The sequence below is a fragment of the Deltaproteobacteria bacterium genome (assembly GCA_019309045.1).
In the GTDB taxonomy this organism is placed as follows: Bacteria; Desulfobacterota; Syntrophobacteria; order BM002; family BM002; genus JAFDGZ01.
Genome location: JAFDGZ010000005.1, coordinates 16,907 through 28,915, shown reverse-complemented (window position 1 = coordinate 28,915; position 12,009 = coordinate 16,907). Strand labels below are relative to the sequence as shown.

The 12,009-nt window shown below is 55.1% G+C and carries 9 protein-coding genes; 4 read left to right on the top strand and 5 right to left on the bottom strand.

Annotation, left to right across the window (positions count from 1 at the left end; all coding sequences use genetic code 11):
• Positions 1–519: 519 nt before the first annotated feature.
• On the top strand, positions 520–1,659 hold the full coding sequence (locus tag JRI89_02110; protein MBW2070029.1) for a class II fructose-bisphosphate aldolase: 1,140 nt from the start codon (positions 520–522) through the stop codon (positions 1,657–1,659).
• Positions 1,660–2,010: 351 nt separating this feature from the next.
• Here the strand turns inward: JRI89_02110 and JRI89_02105 are convergent, their stop codons facing one another.
• Positions 2,011–2,196: a CooT family nickel-binding protein gene (locus JRI89_02105; GenBank protein ID MBW2070028.1), complete on the bottom strand. Its 186-nt coding sequence runs from the start codon at positions 2,194–2,196 to the stop codon at positions 2,011–2,013.
• Positions 2,197–2,408: 212 nt separating this feature from the next.
• On the bottom strand, positions 2,409–5,156 hold the full coding sequence (locus JRI89_02100; protein MBW2070027.1) for an insulinase family protein: 2,748 nt from the start codon (positions 5,154–5,156) through the stop codon (positions 2,409–2,411).
• 112 nt (positions 5,157–5,268) lie between these two features.
• Between JRI89_02100 and JRI89_02095 the strand changes: the two genes are divergently transcribed.
• The 3 genes from JRI89_02095 (at position 5,269) to JRI89_02085 (ending at position 8,890) form a co-directional block, all read left to right on the top strand.
• A complete protein-coding gene (locus JRI89_02095) occupies positions 5,269–5,721 on the top strand; it encodes an NUDIX pyrophosphatase (GenBank protein ID MBW2070026.1) in 453 nt (150 codons plus the stop codon).
• Positions 5,705–6,649, top strand: a complete 945-nt coding sequence (locus JRI89_02090; GenBank protein MBW2070025.1) for a hypothetical protein — start codon at positions 5,705–5,707, stop codon at positions 6,647–6,649. Before JRI89_02095 ends, JRI89_02090 begins: the two co-directional genes overlap by 17 nt.
• A gap of 252 nt (positions 6,650–6,901) precedes the next feature.
• Positions 6,902–8,890, top strand: coding sequence for an HD domain-containing protein (locus tag JRI89_02085; GenBank protein MBW2070024.1), 1,989 nt, complete (start codon positions 6,902–6,904; stop codon positions 8,888–8,890).
• Positions 8,891–9,025: 135 nt separating this feature from the next.
• Here the strand turns inward: JRI89_02085 and JRI89_02080 are convergent, their stop codons facing one another.
• The 3 genes from JRI89_02080 to JRI89_02070 all read right to left on the bottom strand — a co-directional run bounded on the left by JRI89_02080 (position 9,026) and on the right by JRI89_02070 (position 11,533).
• Positions 9,026–9,784 (bottom strand): hypothetical protein, encoded by a 759-nt coding sequence (locus JRI89_02080; protein ID MBW2070023.1) that lies wholly within the window; start codon positions 9,782–9,784, stop codon positions 9,026–9,028.
• 273 nt (positions 9,785–10,057) lie between these two features.
• Positions 10,058–10,507 carry a polymer-forming cytoskeletal protein gene (locus tag JRI89_02075; protein MBW2070022.1) on the bottom strand — a complete coding sequence of 150 codons (450 nt, stop codon included), beginning with the start codon at positions 10,505–10,507 and terminating at the stop codon, positions 10,058–10,060.
• A gap of 96 nt (positions 10,508–10,603) precedes the next feature.
• Positions 10,604–11,533, bottom strand: coding sequence for a M23 family metallopeptidase (locus JRI89_02070; GenBank protein MBW2070021.1), 930 nt, complete (start codon positions 11,531–11,533; stop codon positions 10,604–10,606).
• Positions 11,534–12,009 lie beyond the last annotated feature (476 nt).

The following is a 12,009-nucleotide window of genomic DNA, read 5'->3' as shown; positions in this document are numbered from 1 at the left end:
GGAGTAGTGTGCTGGAGGTTGCTCGCCAGTTTCACTTTTACGAGCCACCAGCTGCGGGATCCCACCGCAGTATGTACTGACATCGTTTCTTTTCGTCTCTGACCTATCACAAAATCTGCTCTGTTGCAACACCCATAGATCTGGCCTTCTGGGCTGGACAGGAGCTGTCCAGCATGCTAACGGACTCAGCCAAAGTATTGTTAGCGGAATTGCCAAAGTCGTATTCTCATTTCTGTCGGCCATGTGGTAATATGTTATTATTATGTTTGCGCTCTACATGAGGTTGCTCCCGGTCTGGTGGGAGATTTTCGACCCCTCGAGGAATTGCTGAATTCCGGCGTCTGCTGCCAGGTACAGATTCCGGCAACATTACCGGTTACTGGAAAAGAAACGGCAAAGGGCCTCTGGGCAGGTAACTACGGAGGCAACAGATACTGGAGCCACGTTATTGTTGAACTGGCAGGTTTGTCTCTGCAACAGCCAACAGCCTGGAAGAAGTCTAGAGAGGAGGGAAATACCATGGCAACAAATCTTTCTCAGTATCGTCCCGCAAACGTCAAGCACCGTTTTCCAACTTCTGCCGCTCCGCTGGTAAACGGCCGGGTCCTGTTCGAGGCGGCCCGGGAGGCCAAGGCCATGATCATGGCAGCCAATATTCGCTGCCGTCTGCCTCTGGAGGGGATTATCAAGGCGTCGCTGGCCACGGGCGCCCCGGTCATATACGAAATTGCCAAATCCGAACTCGGCTATACAGAGTTCACCCCTGACAGCTTTGCTGAATTCATCGTCACAGAGAATGAAAGACTGGGCAATACCTCGGTGCCCTTTGCTATTCACGGCGACCACATCACCGTAAAGAGCATGGAAGAGATCAGTGATGTAGCAGAGCTTATCAAAGACGAAATGGCAGCAGGATTTACCTCTTTTGCCATTGACGCCTCCCACATGGAAAATGAGCAGAATCTTGCCGCAACACTCGAGCTGGCCAAACCAGTGGTGGCGGCCGGGCTCGGCCTGGAAGTGGAACTGGGAGAGATAGGCGCCAAAAGCGGCAGTGCAGAAGGCTTTACCCGTCCCGACGAGGCCTCCTGGTTCATTGAAAACCTTGTCAAAGGGAACATTCATCCCAATCTACTAGCCATCAATAACGGCTCCATCCACGGCACTTATTTCGGCACCACTCAGGAGGGCATCCAGCTGGACCTCACCAGAGAAATATGGGAAGCAATTCAGCCCTGGCAGGTGGACATTGCCCAGCACGGCATTACTGGCACCTCTCTGGACAAGATAACCCAGTTCATCCACTATGGCATTCGCAAGGGCAACGTTGGTACCTTCTGGCAGAACATCAGCTTCGGCCTGGCCATGAATCAGAACGGCAATGCACTGACCACCCCAGACAAGCAGTACATCAAGCGCTCATACAGGGGCATACCGGATGAACTCTGGGAGCGTATGTGGCAGTGGGCCGTGGAAACTGGCAACACGGGGGGCAACATCAAGAAGGCGAACAAGGCCTTTGCCGCTGAATTGAACAGGGTGGCGCCAGAGTACAAGGAGCGCATTACCAGCCAGGCCTATGAAGAGGCCATAAGGTTGTTCGAGGCCACCAATTCGGCAGGTCTGGCAGAAAAAGTCATTTCTCTTCTCACCCGCTGACAGCGCATGTCTGCCTGCATGTGGTGACCTGCTGAGATTGTTTGCCTCCTACAGCCCGCGGTCCTAATGAGTTTTCACCGCGGAGCTCCTGAGCAAAAAAACCAATGCAGGTCTGGCCAAACATCATTGTTTTTCGCCGAAGGTTTCGGTTTTTTGCCCATCGCCTGCCGCGATGGGCAAAAACAGAGACGCCTCTCTACCTGGCCATAATGCGGCCATAGCAGAAGGGAAATCGGTGTCTCTGTGGGTCAGGTAACGGGGCAGGCAACTACCGGGCAGCAGTAGTAAATTATGCCGTCCGGGACGCCTGCGACCTGTTGAAGTATAGAAAAAAGCTCTGGGTGCCGCTGCTTACTCGAGAATAATCTTGTGGCTTACCAGCGACATGCTTTTGAGCTTGGCCTCCAGGACTCTCTGCTCGCCAAAGATGTTGGCCAGCCGGATCTTACCATCCTCCACGGGCTCCAGAATATCCACCGCCTCCAGAAGGAGCTCTTCTTTGCCGTCTCTGACCAGGTACGCATTCGCTTCACACATGAATATACCCTCCAGTCATGAACAGAAAAGGCCACGGGCAAGCATCTTTTTTGAGCCTTCGTGGCCTTATTTATTCTTAATATTTAGCAGCCGAGCATAAATTTGGCAAGTGCAAAGTCAGCAAGAGCAGTCCTTCGTCTTTCTGTCATCAGCCTCTGTCTTCATTTTCTGGCGAAGCCGCGGCCTTTGCACATCCCTATCCCTTGCCGTCCTCAGCGTACATGCATTCTCTTCCTGCGCTCAGGCGGTATAACAGCCTCGACGGGGTGCTCGGGTATGGTGCTGACCAGCATGTGGTGTGCGAACAATTTTCGCGCCAGCTCGAGCACTTCCTCGGCAGTCACTTTGTTTATGAGTTCGGCATAGCGGCTGTCCCAATCGTAGCCCAAGCCGAGCACTTCGTTCAAGGCGGCACTTCTTGCCTGGGCGCCATTGGTCTCCAGGCCCATCTCGTGCATAGTGATGCACATGTTTCTGGCTTCCTTCAGTTCTTCGGCAGTCAGAGGTTTCTCCTGAATCTTCTTCAGATTGGCCAATATTATGTCAACGACTTTCTGGTAATTGGCCATGGTGGTCTGGGAGATGATGCCAAAATGGCCGCCGCCAATGCCGTAGACCGGAAAGCCATGCACTACATACACCAGGCTGCGGTCACCCCCCCTGAGAGCGTCCTGGAGCCAGCCGCTGGGATAGCCAATGCCGGAAATAACAGCATCGATCACATCCAGAGCCGGGCGTTCGCGGTCGGTGACTGCCAGGCCGTTGCTGCCCACGTAGATAGCAGCAGACACCTTGTCCGTCTTCTTGTGAAACTCCTCATTGCGCTCGAGTCTCGGAAATTGCTGGGGCTGCAGCGGACGAACAGGACTCCCCGCCTGCCACTTGGCAAAAACCTTGTTGACGCGGCTCAACACCTGCGCCAGTTCAATGTCACCGAATATTGCCAGCACCATATTGTTCGGCTCCACCGTGCGCCTGTAGAACTTGACAATATCTGCCCGGGTCATGCTGTTGACCGCCTCCTCCGTGCCGATGATATCCCGGGCATAAGGATGGCCGTCATAGAAATGCTGCCGGAACAAGCGCGCCACTTCCTGCTGCCAGTCTTCGTCCAACTGGCGTATCTGCAGCAGGGTATCCTGACGTTGCTTGTCGATTTCTTCCTGGGGGAATGTTGGCTCCATCAGGACATCCGCCAGCAGATTCAGGCCGGTGTCAAAGTCATCTTTGAGCAGGGCAAGCGACACATAGTAGGTATTTCTGCCGGAGCCTGCTGCGAGGCTACCGCCCAGATTTTCCACGGTCTCTGCAATCTGTCGCTTGCTGCGGTGACGCGTTCCTTTCGTCAGCAGCTTCATTGTTGCATAGCTTACCCCGGCTAGATCTTTCGGCTCCACAAGTTGCCCCCCGAGACCGAAGACCTGAAAGTTCACAATGGGAACCGTTGGATTCCGTTTGACCAGCAGCACCAGACCATTGTCCAGGACAAATTTCTGAATCCTGCCGGGCTCCTCAATCTTCTTCTCGAGGGAAGTGCTGCCGGCGGCCTGCCCTTTGCCAGGCGGCGAAAGGATTGCTACAGTAAGCCGATCTTTTTGCAAGTAGGTCTGGGCCACCTGGCGGACATCCTCGCGAGTCACCTTCTTGATCTGCTTCACGTAGGCATCGTCGAAGTATGGATCGCCGGTGTCCACATATGAGCCCGCCAGACTCGAAGCCATTCCTGCTGCAGACTGTTTGGCAAAAACAGCATCAGCCACCACCTGTCTCTTTGCCTTGGCAAGCTCCTCCCTGTCTACCAGTTCACTCTGCACCCGCTCGATCTCCTTCCAGAGCGCCTCCAGGGTGCCGTCCACTTTCTGGCGTTCCAGGCTGAACGAAAACCCGAAAATGCCGCTGGCATAGGAGGGCGTCCAGCTGAAAGCGTCGGCAGAGAGCACCAGTTTTTTCTTGTCTCTGAGCTCCGTATACAGCCGGCTCGTCCGTCCTCGGCCCAGAATGATGGCGAGAACATCCAGGGGGTAGAGATCAGGATGCGTCAGGGAGACAGTATGAAAGCCGGCAATCATCGTGGTGAGACGGGCAGGGGGAAAAGTCCTTTCCGCCCATCTCGGAGAGTTCTGGGGCGACTCCTTCTCGTACACCGTGGGAGGGTGAAAAGTCCTTGTCAGGCCTGATGTAAGCTGCAAAATTGTCTTTACTGTCTCTGCTGTATCAATATTGCCTACAACTGCCACCACCATGTTCTCCGGTACATAGCGCTCCTTATAATAGTGCAGCAGGTCGTCTCTCTCCACCTGGACAAAAACATCCTCGTAGCCGATCACCGGGTAGCGCACTGGATTCTTCAGATAGGCTGTGTGCATAAACAGCTGCCAGAGCTGCCGGTCGGCATCTGTCTCCCCCAGCTTGAATTCCTGCTGAATGACGGCCTTTTCTCTCTCCACCTCCCGCGGTTCCAGTTTGCACTCCGACACGTATGAAAACAACAGCTTCAGGGCCTCGCCATAATGATCCGCAGTGGTATTTATGAAATACACCGTGCGATCATAGCTGGTATAGGCGTTAGAGGCCCCTCCCATGGCTCGCACCATGTTCTGGGCCTCGTCCTCCGTGAAAGAGCGAGTGCTGCCGCCCGCCACCACATGCTCCAGATAATGAGACAGGCCGCCAAAAAAGTATTTGCCTTCATCGATTGAGCCAGTCCTGACCAGGATCCGACAGGCAACCACCGGAGAGGAATGATTCTCCCTGAGCAGGACTGTCATGCCGTTGCGCAGCCGAAAGAATGTGTCGCCCGGCATGGAGGCAAACACTCTGGCAATGTTGGCCTGCAGGTCGGCGGACAATCCCAAGGCGTCAAGTTCGGGAATCTGCAGTTTTTCTTTCGCGACCAGACCTGGCGAAGACAAGAGAAGAACTGCCAGCAAGGTGCACAGAAATGGTAGGACTCGTCTCATGGGCACTCTCCTTGTAGCGAGGATGTTTCTCTTTACCTCAATGGTGCAATGGCTATACAATATTAAATCGCTTTTGCCAAATGTGAACAGCAGCGTGAGGGGAAAACTGCCTATGAGCCGGGAAAAACCGTTGCCTTCCGAGCAAGCCTGTACCGATGTGGTCACTGTCTTTCTTGTTCATCAGGGAAAGATACTCCTGATGAAAAGGAGCAACAGGGTCCGCACCTACCAGGGGCACTGGGCTGCGGTGAGCGGTTATCTCGAGAGCCCCGACCCTTTACAGCAGGCCTATATTGAACTTGCAGAAGAAGTTGGCCTCGAGGAAGCTGATGTCACCCTGCGCCAGGCTGGAGCCTGCCTGGAGGTGAGGGACCAGGCTCGCGGCCGCCTGTGGCGAGTGCATCCCTTTCTTTTCTCCGTGAAATCACCCAAGAAAATCAGGCTCGACTGGGAGCACACGGAAATGCAATGGGTGTCACCGCAGGAACTTGGCAATTTTCGCACGGTGCCAGCCCTGGCAGAAACTCTGGAGAGGGTTCTAGCAGACCATGGACTTGATCAATAGCAGCTTGCAGGCGATTGAGCGCAACCGGCGCAGCGGTGCGGCCCAGCTTGCCGCCAGGGCCATACAGGTGCTCATAACTGTCTGCCGACGGGCGAAAGCTGCCGGGGGAGAAGAACTGGCCGCAGTGGTGCTCGGCTCAGCCCGCAAGCTTGCTGCTGTCCGCCCTTCAATGGCGGCCATCCGCAACTGGTCCCTGACTTTCGCCCAGCAGTTTCAGCAGTACGCCTGCCAGGGCATGCCTATGCCGGAGCTTCGCCAGAAGGGTGTTCTCCTCGGCCATGACCTGTTGAGGAGACAGCAGAAGTTGGTTGGCCTCCAACTTGCTGAAGCTCGCCGTCTGTTAAAAAACTGCCATTCAGTAGTAACCCTGAGTTATTCCTCGACTGTGGAGGCCATGTTGAGCCGGGCATTGCCTGCGGGTCGGCAAGTCACCATTGCTGAATCCCGGCCGCTGTTGGAGGGACGCCGCCTGTTCAGCCGCCTCCTGGAAAGCGGCTGCCGCCTGACAATGATCACGGATGCCCAGCTCGGCCAGGCTGTTCCAGCAGCAGACCTGGTGCTGGTAGGTGCTGATACTGTACTGCGAGACCTCGCTGTAGTGAACAAGAGCGGCACCTACCTGGCAGCTCTGGTGGCCAAATACCACCAGGTGGATTTTCTAGTGGCTGCTGACACCTTTAAAATCAACACTGCGGCAGACAGCAGCACCTGCATGCTGGAGGCAAAATCCGGCAGCGAGGTCTGGCGCCGCCACCCGGATCATTGCCGCAACGTCTATTTTGACGTCACCCCTGCAGAGTTCGTCACTGCCTTCATCACAGAGCACGGTATCCTCGAGCCACCTCAGTTGCAGCCCCACCTGCACCATTGGCAGCAACTGGAGAGAATTATTCCCCCAGATGGCTGTGAGTGTGTACCGCCGCCGTGAGCCCGTGAGTTTCCTGCAGCCTGCTACAGGCTGCTGCGTTCGTCTCTGACCACCCTCCAGGCCCCCTCTGTCGGCGTTGTCTACAAGTTCTCTGCCAGGTTTGAGTGGAACCTGGCACGAGCTTTGCTGTTTCCTCGAAGGTGTCTGCACACAGGGTGCCTGCTGGCGCATTTTCTCTGCTCTGGCCCCGGCTGGATTCACTACACAGCCCACCTCGGGCAGCCCTGGGTCGTTTGCTGTGAGGATTACACTGTGGACAGGGTCAAAAGTTATCTCCTGCGTCATTTCGAACAGGTATTCATCCTGTTCCTCTCCGGGATCATCATTGCGGTGACCTATCTCATTCCCCAGCGGGTTCCCTTTCTTACCCTGTACTTTCTGCCGGTGATCATGGCAGGCTATTTTCTCGGCCTGCGCGGTTCCATACCAGCTGCCATTGCCTGCATCCTGCTGGTGCTGTTTTCTGCCCTTCGCTATCCAGAGCTGCTCCTGCTGCCTGGAACGCTGCAGCACCTCTATCTGTACTTGCTGACCTGGGGCTTTTTCCTGATCTTTACCGGGGCCATGGTCGGCTGGCAGCGCGAACAACTCAAACTGGGATTTCATGAACGTCAGCAGCTCTCAGGCGAGCTCGAGCAGAGTAGACAGGAACTGGCCGATGCCCATGCCAGCCTCAACGAGTACCGCACTTCCATGGAAAGAAAGGTGGAGCAGCGCACCCGGGAACTTGCCCGAGCCAGGGATGCCGCCGAGGCCTCCCGGGACAAGATAGAAAAAATACTCTATACCACCATGGACCCCGCTGTGGTAAGGCTCATCAGTGAGGGAAGGCTCCGCAATGAGAAGCGCAGAATCAGCATCATGTTCTCAGATATCGTGGGATTCACCCGCTACTCAGAAAAACGCTCGCCAGAATCTATTGTCCAGGATCTCAACCGCTATTTGAAGGCAGTGGAGCCTATACTGTCAGACTATCATGGCCATACTGACAAGTACGCCGGCGACGGCATAATGTGCGAGTTTGGAGCGCCGTTGGATTATGCCAACTATCGCTTACTGGCGGTGCTTGCTGCCATGAAAATGCAGCAGAGCATCGACCGGCTGGACTATCCCTGGCAAACGCGCATAGGTATCGCTTCCGGCCCGGTGGTCATGGGACTCATCGGCTCGAGAAGGCAATATTACACTGCCATTGGAGATGTGGTCAATCTGGCCGCCAGGCTGGAAAAATCCTGTCCGCCCGGATCTATACTGGTGGACAGCGCCACAGTGGAAGGCGTGGCAGCTTTCGTGGATCTGCGCCTCAAGAGAAGCCTTGTTTCCACCCAGAGGCAGGACAGTCTTGTGGAAAGAGAACTGGCGCAGTGCCAGCACGCCCTTGACAGGGAGACGGAGCCTCGGTTGCGGGCAGAACTTTATGAAAAAATGGGGCAACTGTACATGTCTGTCGGCGAGGCAGATGAGGCGGCCCATTCGTTTGAGCGGGTTCTGGAACTTTTCCCTGACAATGACAATGTCAAGGTGGCCTTTGCCGAGGCAACCATGCAAAAACAGAAGGCTGCAGAACTCTCTGTCCGGGGAAGGGAGCAGAAAGTCGCAGCCTATGAAGTGGTGGGGCTCAAGGATGTGCTGCTGGACAGGGAGAAGATTCCCCTCTCTCTTTACCACAAGTACGGCAGTGCCGAAGAGTTGATCCGCTTTTCAGATGACATCATTCTACCGGTGGAAGCTCTGGACGGCAGCATTGGTCATGCCAGAGTGGTGGCGATTCTCTCTTATGCCATAGCCTCCGAACTCGGTGTTGCCGAGCAGGAGAAGCTGGATATCCTGCACGCGGGATATGTGGCTGACATAGGCAAGAAAAATCTTCCCCCTCACCTCCTGAACAGAATGGGAGCCCTCAGCGCCAACGAGCTGCAGGAAGTGGAAAAACACCCGTTGGAGGGCCCCAGGATCCTCAAGGAGATGGGCTATGACTCTGAGCTGATGCTGGACATCGTTCTCCACAGCCATGAATCCTTTGATGGCTCCGGCTATCCGCACGGACTCAAAGGAGAAGAAATACCCCTAGGAGCCAGGATCATTCTCGTTGCCGACGTATATGATGCCCTGACCTCGTGGCGTCCTTACCGGGAAAAATGGGACCGCCAGGCAGCCTGCGAGGAGATCCGCCGCGGTGCTGAAAAAGGGCTGTTCGACCCCCAGGTCGTGGAGTCTTTCCTTAAATTGATGCACTCCTAGGAAATCGGCAGCAACACAGGGCAACGCCGGCTAGAGCCCTCGGCTGTCAACTTTTTGCCGTACAGCCAATCCCCTACCACGCCCTGTTGACCAACAGCCAACAACCAACAACTGATAACCGATAACCAACACCCCCTACTCGCCCGTCAACAGGCTGGTATCCACTTCCTCAGCCGGGATTACCTGATTGAAGAGCGGCTGGTTGCCGGCGTCAAAAATGGCAACCCGGAATGATTCGGCCCAGGAAAAGGGAAAACGGAATTTGGCGGCCATGTACTTGAAATTCCGAATTGTGAACCGAATAAGTTTCCCCGGCTGTCTAGGCTCGCCGTTGGTTAATTCGGTATAGGGATAGGAAACATATCGGGGCTGGTGCGGGGGCTTGAGAGAGGCAATGATCACCAGTTTTCCAGAGATCGGGCTGTCAGCAGCGTTTGCCAGTTTGAAACTGAGCCGGAACCCTGAACCTTGCTCCAGGGGTTCGAGCCGGGGGCTTTCCACCCTGGCGTAGGGCACAGGCTCGGCAGAAGTGTCTGCTGCTGCGGCTGCGGTTGGCGTTCCTGCCGTGGGAGGTTCTGCTGCTTGTGGATTTACAGGCTCCTCGACATTCTTCTCCTCGGCAGGCTCCTGGACTTGCTCACTGACCATTTCCTTCACAGGGGGCAGCTCCACCTGTGTCGCATCCTCGACCTCCAGTTCGACTCCTGCCAGCTTCTCTGCCAGCTGCTGCCGCTCCCGCCTCTCTTGCAGGAGCAGGTGAAAAAGCACAGGGGCGGCCGCTGCCATGGTCAGCAGGACAAGCAGCACAATGGCAAGCAGACGGCGATTCAGGTTTAAAGTGGTTGTCTTGCCCTTCCTCCTGGAGAAGATGGTAACTACTATGTCCTTTTGCATTGCCCTTCCCTGCGCAGGTCTTGTCCTGGAACTCCTGCAGTATGAGTCAAAAAGGTTGTCTGCTGCTGCATTTCAGCAGCCCTGCCCAGGGCCGCCACAGCGCCCTCCGGGGCAGGTGATACAATCCTGGGGCGCCTGCTGGCAAGACCTCGAGATTCACCCCGTGGCGGCTCAGCATGAATCTGGCCGCAAGAGATGGTTTGCAATTGTCATAGTGACCAGGGGGAAGGATGCAACACTGGGGGCTTGCCAAGGTGGGGCAGCCAAATTCTGCTACATCTGTTCTGCATCTTTTATAGGTTCAGCCACACAGGGTTCTTCTCCACACTGGCCTTCCTCGATTGCCAGCCTCTGCTCCAGCTGGGGGCATTGCACCTCTTCTCTTCCCAGCATTCTGCAGAATCCCTCCAGGACCCCGCCATCAGCCACAGCTATCCTGCCGGCTTCGATATTGCCGCTCACCCTGCCCGTTGCAGTTATTTCCAGGCGCTTCTCCGCCCTCACCGTACCGATGATGTGGCCACCCACAACAACCGATTCCGCCAGCACATCGGCCTCCACTCTGCCGCGGCGTCCTACCATCACCTCCCCTTTTGCTTCGATTTTCCCTCGCACAGTGCCTTCCACGCAGACGCTGCGCTCACTGTAGATGCTCCCTTCGAAGATGGTGTTGGCCCCAATGAGGGTGTCGAGTGCAAAAGGCGATCTCTTACGCAATTTCATGGCTCCTCGGTCCTGGTAGTTCCAAGAAGGATGCTCCATGAATTATGGTGGTACGCAGGGAATCACGCCAGGGTGTGAATTCATGAAACATCCGCTTCAGGGGTGCCCCACTAGAGTGTTCCGCTTGGCGTTCAGGATATAGTGAATGGGATTTATTGCCCGGTTGTGCACTTTTACCATGTAGTGGAGATGGTTCCCTGTAGAAAGTCCGGTGTTGCCCATAACAGCGATTACCTGACCTCGAGTTACCTTGTCGCCACGTTTGACTTTGAAGTCGGCAAGATGCCCGTAGATGGTAACAATGCCTCTGCCATGACTGATCTTGAGATATTTACCCAGGTACTTGTCTCTGCCGCGCTTTATCACCACACCATTTGCTGGAGCAATGATGTGCGTACCTTTGCGTCCGCTGATATCCAAACCGTTGTGAAATTCCCGCAAGCCGGTAAACGGGCTCCGCCGCCAGCCAAAGCCCGAGGAAAACCAGTAGTCGCCGCCCTCAACAGGTACAATACTCGGTGTACTGTCCCACATCTGGCGCCTGTCGCGCATGATGTCAACCAGCTCTTTGAGATTTGTTTCCAGAGTTTGCGCTCGTTGCACCCAGGACAGGCTATGCGGTCTGGCAGCTGGCGTTATGGCGGCCCCTGTCATAGTGTCATTGAGGGCCACTGTGGAGAGGTCAGGGGAAGGCTCACCTCCTTGGCCGAGTCCGTTGTCGCTGGTCTTTTTTTCATCCAGGCCAAGAAAGCCGCGAATGATTTTTTCGTGCTTCTTAATCCCCTCCATGGTCTTTTGCAGGGCTTCGAGTTCCTTTTCTTTCTGCAACAGCGAACGGTTTTCCCTCTGTACCTCCACGTATTGCCGATAGAGCCTGCTGCTCCAGTACCCTCCCACTGCAAGGAGTATCCAGGAAACGATGAGCAGGCACAGGGCTAGATAGAGAATGCCAGGGCGAAGGGAAAATATCCGAGCCTCGGAGCTGACCGAGGGCATCCACATTACCGTTATCCTCTTCTGTTTCATTCCGGCACCCATTCCTAGTTAGCGTGCAAAGCGCAAATGGAAACGAAGAAAACCAGGGCAAACGGTTCAAAAAAAGCACCCGGCGCTAACGCCGGAACAGTTTCTGGGGATCCACCAGGGCCGGCAACATGAATGTGGCGGGGGTACCTGGCTTTGTCAAAAGACCACGCAAGTTCCCTTGTACAACTTACCTGTAAATAGAGGCAGGTAAACAAATGATACCCCCTTTATGGCCCCTTCTAATAATGAAATTACCAGGCCATGTCAAGCTTTTTTTAGCCGTGCTAAGGAGTTATTATGTATCCTTTCGGTTGCTTCCACATACCTTGCTCAGGCAACAGGCCGCTGTCAAGTCTTGCAATTTCTACACCAAAATGGTTGCAGGCCTTTGGGCATGCTCCACCCCACCCAGGCCCCTTTTTTCTTTGACTGTGGTATTATTATTGACGTTTTTTTTCTTTTGAGTATACTCCTCA